The organism is Priestia sp. FSL W8-0524 (assembly GCF_038005965.1).
Lineage (GTDB): Bacteria > Bacillota > Bacilli > Bacillales > Bacillaceae_H > Priestia > Priestia zanthoxyli.
In genome coordinates this window covers 1,085,762-1,100,652 of sequence record NZ_JBBOUG010000001.1, presented here as the reverse complement: position 1 = coordinate 1,100,652, position 14,891 = coordinate 1,085,762, and the positions used below count along the sequence as shown (strand labels likewise).

At 38.0% G+C, this 14,891-nt stretch carries 18 protein-coding genes; 7 read left to right on the top strand and 11 right to left on the bottom strand.

What is annotated here, in order from left to right; genetic code table 11:
* The first annotated feature begins 132 nt into the window (after positions 1-132).
* Complete coding sequence (locus NST66_RS05445; RefSeq protein ID WP_013056071.1) at positions 133-732, top strand: YhcN/YlaJ family sporulation lipoprotein; 600 nt, start codon at positions 133-135, stop codon at positions 730-732.
* A 26-nt stretch (positions 733-758) separates the two neighbouring features.
* Here NST66_RS05445 and NST66_RS05440 read toward each other — a convergent pair whose 3' ends face one another.
* The gene (locus NST66_RS05440) at positions 759-1,214 is read right to left on the bottom strand and encodes a pyridoxamine 5'-phosphate oxidase family protein (protein WP_033578412.1); all 456 of its coding nucleotides are present in this window, start codon (positions 1,212-1,214) and stop codon (positions 759-761) included.
* Positions 1,215-1,399: 185 nt separating this feature from the next.
* Between NST66_RS05440 and NST66_RS05435 the strand changes: the two genes are divergently transcribed.
* The gene (locus NST66_RS05435) at positions 1,400-1,600 is read left to right on the top strand and encodes a YlaI family protein (protein ID WP_013056069.1); all 201 of its coding nucleotides are present in this window, start codon (positions 1,400-1,402) and stop codon (positions 1,598-1,600) included.
* A gap of 1 nt (position 1,601) precedes the next feature.
* Positions 1,602-2,036 (top strand): hypothetical protein, encoded by a 435-nt coding sequence (locus NST66_RS05430; protein WP_033578411.1) that lies wholly within the window; start codon positions 1,602-1,604, stop codon positions 2,034-2,036.
* A 26-nt stretch (positions 2,037-2,062) separates the two neighbouring features.
* On the opposite strand, the gene NST66_RS05425 is transcribed toward NST66_RS05430, so the two are convergent.
* Positions 2,063-2,380, bottom strand: coding sequence for a YlaH-like family protein (locus tag NST66_RS05425; RefSeq protein ID WP_013056067.1), 318 nt, complete (start codon positions 2,378-2,380; stop codon positions 2,063-2,065).
* Positions 2,381-2,540: 160 nt separating this feature from the next.
* Positions 2,541-4,379, bottom strand: a complete 1,839-nt coding sequence (typA, locus tag NST66_RS05420; protein ID WP_013056066.1) for a translational GTPase TypA — start codon at positions 4,377-4,379, stop codon at positions 2,541-2,543.
* A 113-nt stretch (positions 4,380-4,492) separates the two neighbouring features.
* Here typA and NST66_RS05415 point away from each other — a divergent pair, with 113 nt between their 5' ends.
* Positions 4,493-4,678 (top strand): YlaF family protein, encoded by a 186-nt coding sequence (locus NST66_RS05415; RefSeq protein WP_028414104.1) that lies wholly within the window; start codon positions 4,493-4,495, stop codon positions 4,676-4,678.
* Positions 4,679-4,785: 107 nt separating this feature from the next.
* On the opposite strand, the gene NST66_RS05410 is transcribed toward NST66_RS05415, so the two are convergent.
* Together NST66_RS05410 and NST66_RS05405 are read right to left on the bottom strand one after the other, a co-directional pair.
* The gene (locus tag NST66_RS05410) at positions 4,786-5,592 is read right to left on the bottom strand and encodes an inositol monophosphatase family protein (RefSeq protein ID WP_340843188.1); all 807 of its coding nucleotides are present in this window, start codon (positions 5,590-5,592) and stop codon (positions 4,786-4,788) included.
* A 195-nt stretch (positions 5,593-5,787) separates the two neighbouring features.
* The gene (locus NST66_RS05405) at positions 5,788-5,973 is read right to left on the bottom strand and encodes a hypothetical protein (RefSeq protein ID WP_013056063.1); all 186 of its coding nucleotides are present in this window, start codon (positions 5,971-5,973) and stop codon (positions 5,788-5,790) included.
* Between the two features lie 268 nt (positions 5,974-6,241).
* On the opposite strand from NST66_RS05405, the gene NST66_RS05400 reads away from it, so the two are divergent.
* A complete protein-coding gene (locus NST66_RS05400) occupies positions 6,242-6,877 on the top strand; it encodes a YktB family protein (protein ID WP_034266818.1) in 636 nt (211 codons plus the stop codon).
* On the opposite strand, the gene NST66_RS05395 is transcribed toward NST66_RS05400, so the two are convergent.
* Together NST66_RS05395 and NST66_RS05390 are read right to left on the bottom strand one after the other, a co-directional pair.
* The gene (locus tag NST66_RS05395; RefSeq protein ID WP_340843187.1) at positions 6,854-7,108 is read right to left on the bottom strand and encodes a hypothetical protein; all 255 of its coding nucleotides are present in this window, start codon (positions 7,106-7,108) and stop codon (positions 6,854-6,856) included. The genes NST66_RS05400 and NST66_RS05395 overlap by 24 nt on opposite strands.
* 129 nt (positions 7,109-7,237) lie before the next feature.
* Positions 7,238-7,507 (bottom strand): UPF0223 family protein, encoded by a 270-nt coding sequence (locus NST66_RS05390; RefSeq protein ID WP_013056061.1) that lies wholly within the window; start codon positions 7,505-7,507, stop codon positions 7,238-7,240.
* Positions 7,508-8,038: 531 nt separating this feature from the next.
* Between NST66_RS05390 and NST66_RS05385 the strand changes: the two genes are divergently transcribed.
* Positions 8,039-9,514: an aminotransferase class I/II-fold pyridoxal phosphate-dependent enzyme gene (locus tag NST66_RS05385; protein WP_028414107.1), complete on the top strand. Its 1,476-nt coding sequence runs from the start codon at positions 8,039-8,041 to the stop codon at positions 9,512-9,514.
* Between the two features lie 38 nt (positions 9,515-9,552).
* Here the strand turns inward: NST66_RS05385 and NST66_RS05380 are convergent, their stop codons facing one another.
* Positions 9,553-9,678, bottom strand: coding sequence for a GapA-binding peptide SR1P (locus NST66_RS05380; protein WP_013056059.1), 126 nt, complete (start codon positions 9,676-9,678; stop codon positions 9,553-9,555).
* A gap of 393 nt (positions 9,679-10,071) precedes the next feature.
* Here NST66_RS05380 and NST66_RS05375 point away from each other — a divergent pair, with 393 nt between their 5' ends.
* Positions 10,072-11,592, top strand: coding sequence for a glycine betaine uptake BCCT transporter (locus tag NST66_RS05375; protein WP_340843186.1), 1,521 nt, complete (start codon positions 10,072-10,074; stop codon positions 11,590-11,592).
* 49 nt (positions 11,593-11,641) lie between these two features.
* Here NST66_RS05375 and NST66_RS05370 read toward each other — a convergent pair whose 3' ends face one another.
* From NST66_RS05370 to NST66_RS05360, 3 genes are all read right to left on the bottom strand, one after another.
* Entirely contained in the window at positions 11,642-11,884 is a 243-nt protein-coding gene (locus NST66_RS05370) for a hypothetical protein (RefSeq protein WP_033578408.1), read from the bottom strand.
* Between the two features lie 248 nt (positions 11,885-12,132).
* Positions 12,133-13,545, bottom strand: a complete 1,413-nt coding sequence (gene lpdA, locus NST66_RS05365; protein ID WP_013082295.1) for a dihydrolipoyl dehydrogenase — start codon at positions 13,543-13,545, stop codon at positions 12,133-12,135.
* A 3-nt stretch (positions 13,546-13,548) separates the two neighbouring features.
* Positions 13,549-14,850: a dihydrolipoamide acetyltransferase family protein gene (locus NST66_RS05360; protein ID WP_340843185.1), complete on the bottom strand. Its 1,302-nt coding sequence runs from the start codon at positions 14,848-14,850 to the stop codon at positions 13,549-13,551.
* Positions 14,851-14,891: the final 41 nt, after the last annotated feature.

The window sequence follows — 14,891 nt, the reverse complement described above, 5'->3', positions numbered from 1 at the left end:
TGTGAAGTGACCTTAAATGGACGGACCATTTTCTTTAAATATATGAACACGTGTATAAAGATAGAAGAACTATTAGAAACTAAATACAAATTACTACAAAAAATGAGTCATTCATAAGGAGGAGTCTCCCACATGAACAAATTTTTTCTATCCATTAGCTTATGTTTTATTACACTAACCGGCTGCAACAATAATCAAGCAGACGTTGAAGAAGGACAAAAAACAGATCGAATTGTACAGGTCAAAAATTCATCTCCTGAACGCTCTCACAAGCGTACTGCTAATGAAATATCAGCCCATTTAGTTGAACTGGCTTCAAGCGTTCCGAATGTAAATGATGCTACCGCCATTGTGCTCGGCAAGTATGCAATCGTAGGCATTGACGTCGGCAAAGATATTGATCGTTCAGAAGTAAGTTCAATCAAATATACAGTTGCTGAAGGTCTGAAAGCTGATCCGTACGGCGCTAACTCTGTTGTTATTGCAGATCCTGATACGGTCGCTCGGCTAAAACAAATTGGAAATGAAATTCGCAAAGGTCGGCCGGTTACAGGATTTTTAGATGAATTAGCAGCCATTGTAAACCGAGTGATGCCTGAATTTGCAGAAGAAATCCGCCGAAATCCTAGTTCAACAGATACAAACAATCAAAAATTAAATAATAAACAAGAGCAAAATTTAAAGAATGAGCAGGAAAAACAATCTAATAATCATCTTCAAAAAAATGAATAAGAAAGTCGCTTAGCGGCAGGCTGCTGCTAAGCTTTTTTTATCGCTTCAATTACTTGCTTATCGAGTTTAGCGGCTGCTACTGGATCATAGGTCTTTTCATATGAAGGGTTTACTGAAATCTTAGAGCCATAGAACATGACATCTCTTACTTCATTAATATCTAGTTCAATTAGCGTCAGCTTTAAAGCTACTCCGTCTAACTTTTCTTGCACTACCTCAGCTATTCCGCTGATTGAGTAGCATGATTCATTAGCAAGAATATTTACCACTGCTTTATTCGTATGTTTAATGTTTTCTACAATCCTCGATTTGACATCTACGGCAAATCGAATTTTTTGTTTAGTCGGAGCTACTAACCACGAAATGGCACTAACATTTGGAGCGTTTGTTTCAAAATCAATAGTTGAAATGGTTGCAAATCTCTCTGTCTGTAGCTCATCGTATAATGCATCTACTAATTGAGTCTCGACTTCGTTGGCCATTTTCATCCCTCCTACTGTTTATGTACTTACTAGTTACTATCTTCGAGCTAACAAGCAAAATTACCTGCTTCTTTAGGAATGTTTTCCTATCGTTCCTTTTCTCCTGAGAGATAGCACCGCAAAAAAACTTTATAAAACAAGAATTTTCGGCTAGAATGATGTATAGAGAAGTTGAGGTGATAGAAATGAGAGTACAATGTGTCATGTGCGATAAAATTGAAACAATTGAGGATGAAACGCTCGTGGCAAAACGACTGCGCAACCGTCCTATCCATACATATATGTGCAATGAATGTTCTGAACGGATTGAAAAACGAACAAAAGAACGCATAGCTACTGGTAACTTTAAACTATATGAGTCGAAAAAGACAGAGGAGGATTGGTAAGGTGCTCCGTTTAGGAATAAGTATCGGCATGTTCAGCGGGATTATCCTTGGGTTATGTTTGAAATGGATAGAATGGCTAACCGGCAAACAAGTTTATACCCTTTTATTAAATGTTGATTTTATTCCTATCATTGGCCCTATTCAATGGCCTGAATGGGTGGAGTTTGTTTTTCATTTATTCATTGCCGTTGCAATTGGGATCGTTTTTGTTTACATAGTAGGTAAATTAAACAATATGTCTATTCGAAAAATCGTATTGTGTTCTTTTTTATTAACACTTCCAACCATTCCTTTGTATTTTCCGTTGACGCTGCTTGCGCTTAAGCCTACGCCTGCAGTGGATGATGCAGTAGCAATTTTTTATTGGACAGCTGGCCATTTAATTTTCGCAGCCGCTCTTGTCTTCGGCTATATCATACTAAAAAGACGCTTGTAGCTACAAGCGTCTTTTTATGTAGTCTGTTATGAACCCAACGTGGAGTTTTGCTTTTTAGCCTGATACAGCCGTATTTTATAAATAATTAATACAAGCGCTGCAACCACTAGCCCTTCAGCTACAGGTAAAAAAATGCCTAAAAACGTTAAAATCGTACATCCAAAAGCTAAAAATAGATAAATAACCACAGATTTTAAAAGCGGCAGCTTCTTTGCAAACCCGAGTTTGTACACGAGAACAGATAGCCCTAAAATAGTAAAGTATAACAGCCACATTCCTATTTTTGCATGTTCATCTACTTGATACAAAGCAGCAAAAAATGAAAGGTGTTCTTTTACATCCATCTTCCTTCCCCCTATTCCTTACTTTACATTATTCGATATAAGCCACCTTTTTCCTTTCCAAATTCTCTCTTTATAAAACGCTTTCAAAAAATAGAAAATTCTGATATAATTGATAAAAAACAAGCCGCTAGCAAATAAAGCTAACGACTTCCTTTTTTTATTATTTCGTGTCAGCGTATTTTTTCTTTTTCGCTGCTTTTTCACGTTCATTTTTATCAAGAATTTTTTTACGTAGACGAATAGATTCTGGTGTGATTTCACAATATTCATCTTCGTTTAAATATTCAAGTGATTGCTCTAAAGACATAATACGAGGTTTTTTCATACCTGTTGTTTGATCTTTGTTAGCAGAACGCATATTCGTCATTTGCTTCATTTTACAGATGTTAACAACGATATCATTTTCACGAGTGTGTTCTCCTACGATCATACCTTCGTATACTTCTGTACCTGGCTCCACGAAAATTGTACCGCGGTCTTCTACGCCTTGGATTCCATAAGTAGATGATTTACCGCTTTCCATAGAAACAAGCACACCTTGACGGCGACCTCCAACTTGACCTTGCTGCATTGGTTGGTAGCTATCAAATGAATGGTTAATGATACCGAATCCACGAGTTAACGATAAGAACTCAGTTGTATAACCGATTAAACCACGTGCAGGAACCATAAAGATCAGACGAACTTGACCGCTGCCGTTGTTAATCATATCAACCATTTCACCTTTACGAGCACCCATTGATTCCATAATAGAACCCGTATGTTCTTCAGGTACGTCGATTTGCACACGTTCAACTGGCTCACAGCGAACGCCATCAATTTCACGAACGATTACTTCAGGTTTTGATACTTGAATCTCATATCCTTCACGACGCATATTTTCAATTAAAATAGATAAATGAAGTTCTCCACGTCCTGAAACGACCCATACATCCGGTGAATCAGTATTTTCCACGCGTAAACTTACATCTGTCTCAAGTTCAGACATTAAGCGCTCTTCAATTTTACGAGATGTAACAAATTTACCTTCACGACCAGCAAACGGTGAATTGTTTACTAAGAACGTCATTTGTAAAGTAGGTTCATCAATACGTAAAATTGGCAGTGCATCTTGGTGGTCAAACGGACATACTGTTTCACCTACGTTGATGTCTTCCATTCCTGATACAGCGATCAGGTCTCCTGCTTTTGCTTCTTCGATTTCAACACGCTTTAAGCCTAGGAAACCGAATAATTTTGTTACGCGGAATTGTTTTACCGTACCGTCAAGCTTCATTAATGCAACTTGCTGGCCTACTTTCATTGTTCCGCGGAATACGCGCCCTACACCGATACGACCAAGATAGTCATTGTAGTCAAGCATTGCCACTTGGAATTGAAGTGGTTCGTCGCTGTTGTCTACTGGTGCTGGAATGTGCTCGATGATTGAGTCAAATAGAGATGACATGTTCTCATCTTGCTTTTCAGGGTTCGTGCTAGCCGTTCCGTTGATTGCTGAAGCATAAACAACAGGGAACTCAATTTGTTCCTCACTTGCACCTAGTTCAATAAATAAGTCAATTACTTCATCAACTACTTCAGTTGGACGAGCAAAGTCACGGTCAATTTTGTTAACAACAACAATCGGCGTTAAGTTTTGCTCTAATGCTTTTTTCAATACAAAGCGCGTTTGAGGCATACATCCTTCGTATGCGTCTACTACAAGTAGAACACCGTCTACCATTTTCATAATACGCTCAACTTCTCCACCGAAGTCAGCATGTCCTGGCGTATCCATAATGTTGATACGCGTATCTTTATAATTAATAGCTGTGTTTTTCGCTAAAATTGTAATTCCACGCTCACGCTCAAGGTCATTTGAATCCATCGCACGTTCTTCAACATGCTCATTAGTACGGAATGTTCCGGACTGATGTAATAATTTATCTACTAACGTTGTTTTCCCATGGTCTACATGGGCAATAATGGCAATATTACGTAAATCTTTACGAATGTTCACGCATTTCACTCCTATGCTTGTAATAACTAAGCTATTATATCACACTAACTCTAGAATTGCAGAATGATTTTGTTGTACACTATAAATATCCGTTACAAATGGGAGGAATCAACATGAGAAACATTAAGTGGGTATTTGTTTTATATGCATTCATCGCAACTGCAGCTATTATGTCAATTGGCATATTTATCGGAGAAGGAAGCGCTCTCGGGGTCATTTTAGCTATCGTAGCTTTAATTGTTGTAATGGGTCTTGGCTTTACGACTAAGAAAAAAATGCGAGAAAAAGGGCAGCTGTAATTTTTTGCGATGATTGAAAGCGTCATGGCCATTTGCAACATCAAAATGGTTCATGACGTTTTTTCATCACAAAATTCTTTGACTACATGTAAGTCTTCACTTCTATTTTATTTATTCCACTTTCCTTCAAGGTACGTACGAAAGATTTCGTCATGTAATGTTGGTTTGCTTACAAATACACTGCTTTTTTCAAGAATCTCTAACGGCTTCCCTTCTAAATCCGTCATGACTCCTCCAACTTCTTCAATCAACACTTTACCGGCAGCAAAGTCCCATGGAGCCAAACGTAAAGTAATGTATCCATCCAAGCGTCCAGCCGCTACGTAAGCAAGCTCAATAGCTGCGGATCCATATGAACGGGTCCCTCTTACTTTACGCACAAGCGGACTTAATACGGAAGGATCAATACGGCGGTTCTCCGTCACCCACGTTGCATTTAAGCTAATAATAGCTTCTTCAACTAGTACAGGTTCAAGTTTCGGCAATTGGATGTCATTCATAAACGCGCCCTGTCCTTTTAAAGCATGATACAGCTCATTATGAATAACATCATAAATATAACCTGCTTGTCCTACACCATTTTCGAATATACCGATGGAAATAGCAAAATTTCGCTGCTGATGAACAAAGTTCATCGTACCGTCGATCGGATCGATAATCCAAATCGTTCCTTCTTCTGATTCAAGCTCTTCCCCATATCCTTCTTCTCCGAGAATATGATGTTCCGGAAAGGTTTCATTGATTTTTGAGATAAAAAACTGTTCAATTTCTTTATCCATATTTGTTACTAAATCATTTGGATTCGATTTCGTTTGAATGAGAAGTTCTTTACTAAACGACTGTTGAATTTTTTGTCCAGCTTCTTTTAGCCACTCTTTAACGTATGTATCAATTTCTTTCCAGCGTTGTGTCATCTCAATTCCTCCTCAAAAATACGTCTCTTATTTAAGCTTAAAAAAACCTCTGCAAGATGTCAATTAACAGAGCACGTGGGAGAAGAACTGCCGCTTCTTCTCCCACGTGCTCTGTTACCACTTATGAATCTGCTCATTCAGTTTAATCCTTTTTTACAGTTTACCCGTATTTGTTCTATTTTATTCCCGTGTCTGCTACTGAAGAGATATCATTTCTTCACGAAGTTTCTCGAGCTTTCGCTTACATTTTTGTTTTTGTTCCTCATTATTTTCCATCATGGCTTCATATAACGTCGCTAACTCGTAATCTAACTCCAACCGAATTACACCTAATCTTTTTTGTCCATCATTCTTCTTATACATATTCACCACTTGTTTCATGTTTCAAACACCCCTCTCAAATTATTGAACCCACTTATAGAAAACTAAATTTTCAGATATTTTGATTGATATAGTCTATGTCGAAACCTAATCTCATGCAACTAAATTGTGTGATTACCTATAAAAAAATGATAGACACGTTTTGACAAGCATATGCGAATTAATTGGTGTTTATGCTTTTCATGTGGTAGAATCTTCGCGTAAATCATACTTACTTGCATAGATGCACAGCAGCTATACATATTCACTAAAAAAACGGAGGTTTCACATGGCATTCTCAGGATTTTCACAAGATGACTTTAACGTATTCCGTATCGAGGGGCTTGATGCACGTATGGAAGCCATCAAGACAACGATACGCCCAAAATTCGAACAATTGAGCAATCATTTTGCTCCTACTCTTTCTTCACTTTGTGGAGATGAAATGTTCGTACATATTGCCAAACATGCACGAAGAACAGTTAACCCGCCAGCAGATACGTGGGTAGCCTTTGCTAACAGTAAACGCGGGTATAAAAAGCTCCCTCATTTTCAAATTGGCCTTTGGGAAACACACGTCTTTGTGTGGTTTGCCGTCATTTACGAATCACCTATTAAAGAACAATTTGGAAAGCTGCTAAAACAAAACATGGAGGAGATTCGTCAAAATATCCCAGACTCGTTTGTTTGGTCGAAAGATCATACAAAACCTGATAGTAAAAAAATGGGCGACTTATCTTCTGAAGACTTAGAGAGTTTGTTTGAACGTCTAGAGACGGTTAAAAAAGCTGAGATCCTATGCGGCATTACAATTCCAAAAGAAGAAGCGATTGCAATGAACGGCGAAGAATGGATGGCTCGTATTGAACAAACATTTCATACGGTAACTCCATTATATGAACTAACTAAAAAAGCATATGCATAATTTTAACGAATTGATATAAAAAAAATGAGGGTGAGACATAACGAAAGGAAGCTCATCGAAAGACCAACAAATGGGATACATAAGCTGAAACGCTTGTGACACCGCAGTTGATTTCCCTGCAAGGCTTCGCTTTCCGCGGGCGGCCGGTGAGCCTCCTCGTCGCTTGCGCTCCTGCGGGGTCTCGCCTGTTCCGCTTTCCCCGCAGGAGTCTTCGCCTTGCCTTCCAATCAACTGTTAGAAGAAACGAAACAGATAAACTCTATGTTCACCGTAACAAAAAAAACGAATCATTAATCAAACAATTTGATTAATGATTCGTTTTTTACTTCGGCTAAACTACTTTTGTCCCAGTCTCATTTTTTACATTTTTATGATATCTCCAGAAGAAGCAGCCTTTGCTTTTTGAATCGTTCGATAAGAAGAGTATTTGCTTTGGTCTTCAAAATCGTTACAGATTGTTTTTTCTTCTGCTTTACTTGGCACAATTTCTTTAAATCGGCGATAGACTGCCATTAGGTGATCACGCTCAATACCTTTTTCATAAGCTCGTTCAATACTTTCAAAAAACTTCACTACATCAATAATTTCTTCTGTACTCCAATCAAGGGAGATAGGGTATTGATATTCCACTTCTCATCACTCCATTTATTTCTTCATTCTATGTATATCTATATTCTTAACTCTATCACAATCTATAATGTACACAAAATTTATTCTCTTTTCACCCAAAAGAATTTCTCCTTTTTTTTCTTTTTATTTTCTCTTTAAAATATCTTTGCAAATAGGTTAATAAGTGCTATAATTCTTTTGTTTTATGGGGATTTTCAAAACATAAAGAACTATAAAATAATAAGTAATAAGCAGTTTACAATTACTTGTATTTTTTTAACTAAAAATTGTATTTATATTATCAAACAGTAGTAAACATACGCGTTTCATTCATTTATATAATGGTCAAAATCAAGAAAACTGCGGAGTAGAATTTCTGTTGAATTTCTTTTGTAGAAAAAAGATCTGATATTTTAATATGTATAATTCAACAGCCATTAGTTTTTGGTATATAAAATTGAATGCTGTAATTTGATAAAAAAACAATCAAAGTCCCTCTAAGCTTTGCTTAGAGGGACTGACAATTTATGATAAAAGAGGTGTATAGCAAAGTTGTCTTCTCAATTTTCAACTCCATTATTTACTGGATTAGTTAATCACGCTAAGAAAAACCCAACACAATTCCATATCCCTGGACATAAAAAAGGAAATGGAATGGATCCTGAATTCCGCTCATTTATTGGCGATGATGCTTTATCCATTGATTTAATTAATATCGGTCCCCTTGATGATCTTCACCAGCCAAAAGGCATTATCAAACAAGCGCAGGATTTAGCTGCAGAAGCATTTGGTGCTGATCATACTTTTTTCTCTGTTCAAGGAACGAGCGGAGCAATTATGGCAATGGTTATGGCGACATGTGGACCTGGAGATAAAATTATCGTTCCTAGAAACGTGCATAAATCTGTTATGAGTGCGATTGTTTTTTCAGGAGCTACGCCTATTTTTATTCATCCTGAAATTGACGAAAATCTTGGCATTTCTCACGGTATTACATCAGACTCTGTAGAAAAAGCCTTAAAGCAGCACCCTGAAGCAAAAGCAGTGCTTGTTATCAATCCAACTTACTTTGGAATTTCCGGAGACCTTCGTAAAATCGTAGAAATTGCCCACTCGTATCAAGTGCCTGTACTTGTTGATGAAGCTCACGGCGTTCACATTCATTTCCATGATGATTTGCCTCTGTCTGCTATGCAGGCCGGTGCAGATATGGCAGCAACAAGCGTGCATAAATTAGGCGGTTCTATGACGCAAAGTTCCATTTTAAACATACGCGAAGGCTTAATTTCTCCAAAACGCGTACAGTCTATTTTAAGCATGCTGACAACAACATCAACCTCTTATCTGCTGCTGGCTTCTTTAGATGTTGCACGAAAACGTCTAGCTACAGAAGGAAAAGAGCTGGCTGAACGTGCAATTTCTCTTGCTGAAAAAGCACGAAAAGAAATTAATACAATTGAGCATATCCGATGTATAGGCAGAGAAATTTTAGGCACAAAAGCTACGTATGATTTAGACCCTACTAAATTAATTATTTCTGTTTCAGATTTAGGAATTACGGGCTATGACGTAGAAAAATGGATGCGTGAAGCTCATAATATCGAAGTGGAAATGTCTGACCTTTATAATATTCTATGTATTATCACGCCCGGAGATACAGAAGAAGATCTTTCACGTCTTGTCACAGCTCTGCGTGAGTTATCCGCAAAATTCCATAACCTTTCTGAGACAACGGCAAAACCGGCTATTTTATTACCTGATATTCCTGTATTGGCTTTAACACCTCGTGATGCTTTTTACGCTGAAACCGAAGTGGTACCTTTTCATGAGTCAGCAGGTCGTATTATTGCAGAATTTGTAATGGTCTATCCTCCTGGTATTCCTATTTTTATTCCTGGGGAAATCATCACTGAGGAAAATTTAACCTACATTGAAACAAACTTAGAGGCAGGTTTACCAGTGCAGGGTCCGGAAGATTTTGAATTAAAGACATTTCGTGTCATTAAAGAACATAAAGCAATTCAATAAAAAAAAGGTGCGGAATTCCGCACCTTTTTTTTATTGAATTAATCTAAATCTTCATCTGCTTTTTGACATTCTCCGCTTTTACATGTTGAGTATAATCGCGTCACTTTCTCATCTTCGAAATGATCAATTGTGCAGTTACATGTTTGACATACGATTGTTCCCATTTTGTAAACTCCCCTTTAACCGTCTTTTTTTGTAAGCGTTTTACAACTCTTGATATTATATTATTATGTCACATTAAATATGTCAACAACTAATTAGTATGTCACATTAAAAATATTTTTCTCATAAATGTTATATTTGTTTTCAAAAAACTGACCCCTTAGCATCATCTCTATTTATATAAAAAAACTATGTCTAATTTCATATCTATTTCGGCACTTTAAAATAATTATGAAAAATAAGAATTTGATATCTTGCCTTTTTTTCTTACCAATAGGGTAGACATTTCATACAAACTTTACTAGAATGTATAACCATGTGGTTTCATGTATAGCTGAAAAGGCTATATGAAACACTATGTTATGTAAAATAGAATAGGAAAGGAGTGTTAATCGATGAAAAAACTGACTCCCGTTTTTATCATTTCGGTTATTATTGCTGCAGTATTTATCGTATGGGGTGTTATTCCCGAATCTACACTAGGAAGCGCGGGGCTTACACCTGTCACGTCGGCAATACATAGTTTTATCATCGAGAAATTTGGCTGGTATTACTTACTAGCAGCTACATTATTCTTAGTTTTTACGCTGTACTTAATTTTTTCGAAGTACGGAAACATTAAACTAGGGAAGCCTGACGAAAAACCTCAGTATGGTTATGTCTCATGGTTTGCCATGTTATTTAGTGCTGGTATGGGAATTGGTCTTGTATTTTGGGGTGTCTCAGAACCAATCAATCATTTTCATACTCCACCTTCTGGTGAAGGCGGTACAGCAGAATCAGCTCGTGCAGCTCTACGTTATTCGTTTTTCCACTGGGGTTTACATCCTTGGGCTATTTATTCCGTTCTTGCACTTGCCCTTGCATATTTTCAATTTAGAAAAGGTTACCCGTTCATCATCAGTAATATTTTACGTCCACTACTAGGAAAACGTGTGGATGGACCTCTTGGAACGATCATAAACGTCATCGCCGTATTTGCAACTGTCTTTGGGGTAGCAACATCTCTAGGACTTGGCGCTATTCAAATTACTGGTGGAGCCTCTTACTTATCGCCAAGTATTGATAATAATTTCACGACTCAATTAATTGTTATTATTATCGTAACGTTCTTGTTCATGCTGTCAGCACAGACAGGTCTGAACAAAGGTATTAAGTATTTGAGTAACATTAATATTGTTTTAGCTATTCTGTTAATGCTATTCTTGTTATTTGCAGGTCCAACCAACTTTATTATGGACTTATTCGTTACAACAATTGGCAGCTACATTCAAAACTTGCCGTCGATGAGTTTTCGATTGAGCCCGTTTGATAACAGCACCTGGGTTCAAGATTGGACAATTTTCTACTGGGCATGGTGGATCGCCTGGGCACCGTTCGTTGGTACGTTTATTGCTCGTATTTCACGAGGTAGAACCATTCGAGAATTTTTAATTGGTGTACTAGCTGTTCCGACCGTATTTGGCGGATTATGGTTTGCTGTATTCGGAGGTTCTGGGGTTTATTTAGACTTTTTTAAGGATCTTCCTGTTATGGATGTTATCAATAATAAAGGAACAGAAGTTGCTTTATTCTACGTACTTGAACAGTTTCCATTTGGTACGTTCATGTCCATTGTTGCTATTTGCTTAATTGCTACATTCTTCATTACATCAGCTGACTCAGCTACATTTGTTTTAGGAATGCAGACAACAAACGGTGATCTAAATCCTTCAGGCTCTATTAAGCTTACGTGGGGCTTAATTCAATCGTTAACAGCAATCATTCTGCTTTGGACAGGTGGTTTGGATGCGCTCCAAACAGCTGCGATTATAGCAGCACTTCCATTCTCAATTGTGCTGGTGCTAACGGTCTTCTCATTAATGAAAGCATTTAAAGAAGAAGGCGCGTTAAAAAGAGAAAACAAATCTGTGTAAGACAAAAAAAGCGTTAGCTTATATAAGCTAACGCTTTTTTTATGCACTCTTATGCCGTGCAAAATAAAATTAGTTGATAACATGTCAAGCAGATAGCTGACGTTGTGCCCGTCATCATAAGCGCCAGTCTTTTAGATTTGACGTTCATTTCTGCTATACCGTAAGCTAAATAAGCAAATACTAAAAATAAAATAATTTTAGATGTCAATTGATCACGTTTTGATAATAATTCAACCAGTGAATAACCCATCCAAATAACAATGTGCAAGCTCCAAACGAAATATGTCTTCATAGCTCCTTCGCCGCCTTTTCATTCGTTATTCAAAGAAGCAATTTTGTATCCAACTATAAGCAAAGCACGTCCCACTTCATATGTATGCATCTAGAGCTCATTTAAGACTGTCTCAGCGCTTTTTACACGTTTCTCCCAAAGGAATATACTCATCAGCAACAAAAACTGTCTGACAAGCATCTGATACTTTATGAAAACCGTTTTCTTCAAAAAAAAGCTGATGCATACGCATCAGCTTTTTAAAAACATTATTTTACAATGTGAATTGGGCTTCCAATAGCTACTTCAGCAGCTTCCATTGTGATTTCACCTAATGTTGGGTGAGCGTGAATTGTTAATGCGATATCTTCAGCTGTTACGCCAGCTTCGATAGCAAGACCAAGTTCAGCGATCATGTCAGATGCGCTAGGTCCAGCGATTTGAGCACCAACAACTACTCCGTCTTCTTTACGAGTGATAAGCTTCAAGAAGCCTTCTGCAGCGTTAAGTGCAAGCGCACGTCCGTTAGCAGCGAATGGGAATTTAGAAGCTTTAACAGCTAATCCTTCTTCTTTCGCTTGTGCTTCAGTATAACCTACAGATGCAAGCTCAGGCTCAGAGAATACAACTGCTGGAATTCCTAAGTAGTCAATTTCAGCAGGTTCGCCAGCAATTACTTCAGCAGCGATTTTACCTTCGTAAGAAGCTTTGTGTGCAAGTGGTGGTCCAGTTACGATATCACCAATTGCAAAGATGTTGCTTACAGATGTACGAGTTTGGTTATCGATTTCGATAAGACCACGGTCAGTCATTTTAACGCCAACTTGCTCAAGACCAAGCTCATCAGTGTTAGGACGGCGACCTACAGTAACTAATACGTAGTCAGCATCGATTACTTTTGACTCTCCGCCTACTTCAAACGTAACTTGTACGCCGTCAGCAGTTTCTTCAACACCTTTAGCCATTGCTTTTGTATAGATTTCAACGTTTCCTTTTTTCTTAAGGTTACGTTTAACAAGAGAGCTCATTTGTTTTTCAAAACCAGCTAGAATTTCATCAGCAGCTTCTACAAATGTAACTTCTGTACCGAAGTTAGCAAAAGCAGTACCAAGCTCAGTACCGATGTAACCTCCGCCGATTACAACTAATTTTTTAGGAACTTCTTTAAGCGCTAATGCACCTGTAGAGTTGATTACGCGCTCAGAGAATTTGAATCCAGGGATCTCGATTGGACGAGAACCAGTTGCAAGGATTGCATTTTTGAATTTGTACGTTTGTGCTGAATTTTCATCCATTACACGTACAGTTTCGCTGTCAACGAAGTAAGCTTCACCTTTTACGATGTCAACTTTGTTACCTTTAAGAAGGCCTTCAACACCGCCAGTAAGTTTGTTTACAACGCCGTTTTTGAATTCTTGAACTTTAGAGAAATCAACTGTTACGTTCTCAGCGATAATCCCCATGTCTTCAGAATGTTTAGCATGTTCGAAACGGTGACCTGCAGCGATTAATGCTTTTGAAGGAATACAACCAACGTTTAAGCATACGCCTCCAAGATTACCTTTTTCTACGATTGTAACTTTTTGACCTAATTGAGCTGCACGAATTGCTGCAACGTAGCCACCAGGGCCAGCACCAATGACAAGAGTATCAGTTTCGATTGGGAAATCTCCTACTACCATTTATTACGCCTCCATTAATAATAATTCTGGATCATTTAATAAACGCTTGATTTGGTTAAGAGCGTTTTGAGCTGTTGCGCCATCGATAATACGGTGGTCAAAGCTTAGTGATAATGCTAATACTGGAGCAATTACAATTTCACCGTCGCGTACAACTGGTTTTTCAGCGATACGTCCGATACCTAGAATTGCAACTTCTGGGTGGTTGATAACTGGAGTAAACCATTGTCCACCAGCAGAACCGATGTTTGTAATTGTACAAGAAGCGCCTTTCATTTCAGCAGGAGCTAATTTACCATCACGTGCTTTTCCAGCAAGGTCGTTAATTTGATCCGAAATTTCGAATACAGATTTACGATCAGCATTTTTCACAACTGGTACTAAAAGACCTTTTTCAGTGTCAGCAGCGATACCGATGTTGTAGTAATGTTTTTGAATTACTTCATCTGTAGAATCATCAATTGAAGTGTTAAGAGCTGGGAACTTCTTAAGTGCTGAAGTTAACGCTTTTACCACGTAAGGTAAGAATGTTAATTTAATACCTTGATCTGCTGCAACTGTTTTGAATTTTTTACGATGAGCAACAAGAGCTGTTACATCGATTTCATCCATTAATGTTACGTGTGGAGCAGTGTGTTTAGAGTTAACCATAGCTTTTGCGATTGCACGACGGATACCACTCATTTTCTCGCGAGTTTCTGGTAGATCGCCTTCAGGAATAGCTTGTGCTGCAGCTGATTTTGGTTCAGCTGAAGCAGTTTCCTCTTTAGCTGGAGCTTCAGCAGTTGCTGTAGCTGTAGAGCCACCAGATAAGAAGCTATCGATGTCATCTTTAACAATACGTCCGTTTTTACCTGAACCAGGAACAGCTTTAATGTCTATACCTTTTTCACGAGCATATTTGCGCACTGAAGGCATAGCAATTACTTTACGGTTAGGATCAACATCAGCTTGTGCTGCAGGAGCTGTTGCTTCTTCAGTCACTTCTTCAGTTGAAGCTTCTTCTTTAGCTTCTTCTGCTGGTGCATCATCATGATCGTCACCTTTGAATTTTAAGTCTTCGTATCCAGGAGCATCAAAAGTAACGATAACTTGTCCTACAGTAGCTACTGTACCTTCGTCAACTTTTACTTCTAATACTTTACCTTTTACAGGAGATGGGATTTCAACAACAGCTTTGTCATTTTGTACTTCTGCTAGTACATCATCCTCATCAATTTCATCTCCAGCTTTTACGAACCATTTTACAATTTCACCTTCGTGGATACCTTCACCGATATCCGGCAGTTTAAATTCAAATGCCACGTGTCTTCACCCTCCTAGTTAGTTGCGTTCAATTTGTTAGT

Bases quoted from the DNA above. Each gene is read 5' to 3' on its own strand.
- NST66_RS05440 (WP_033578412.1), bottom strand. From the start codon at position 1,214: ATGGCCAACGAAGTCGAGACTCAATTAGTAGATGCATTATACGATGAG.
- NST66_RS05415 (WP_028414104.1), top strand. From the start codon at position 4,493: ATGAGAAACATTAAGTGGGTATTTGTTTTATATGCATTCATCGCAACT.
- NST66_RS05410 (WP_340843188.1), bottom strand. From the start codon at position 5,592: ATGACACAACGCTGGAAAGAAATTGATACATACGTTAAAGAGTGGCTA.
- NST66_RS05445 (WP_013056071.1), top strand. From the start codon at position 133: ATGAACAAATTTTTTCTATCCATTAGCTTATGTTTTATTACACTAACC.
- lpdA (WP_013082295.1), bottom strand. From the start codon at position 13,545: ATGGTAGTAGGAGATTTCCCAATCGAAACTGATACTCTTGTCATTGGT.
- NST66_RS05400 (WP_034266818.1), top strand. From the start codon at position 6,242: ATGGCATTCTCAGGATTTTCACAAGATGACTTTAACGTATTCCGTATC.
- NST66_RS05380 (WP_013056059.1), bottom strand. From the start codon at position 9,678: ATGGGAACAATCGTATGTCAAACATGTAACTGCACAATTGATCATTTC.
- NST66_RS05370 (WP_033578408.1), bottom strand. From the start codon at position 11,884: ATGAAGACATATTTCGTTTGGAGCTTGCACATTGTTATTTGGATGGGT.
- NST66_RS05425 (WP_013056067.1), bottom strand. From the start codon at position 2,380: ATGGATGTAAAAGAACACCTTTCATTTTTTGCTGCTTTGTATCAAGTA.
- NST66_RS05375 (WP_340843186.1), top strand. From the start codon at position 10,072: ATGAAAAAACTGACTCCCGTTTTTATCATTTCGGTTATTATTGCTGCA.
- NST66_RS05435 (WP_013056069.1), top strand. From the start codon at position 1,400: ATGAGAGTACAATGTGTCATGTGCGATAAAATTGAAACAATTGAGGAT.
- NST66_RS05405 (WP_013056063.1), bottom strand. From the start codon at position 5,973: ATGAAACAAGTGGTGAATATGTATAAGAAGAATGATGGACAAAAAAGA.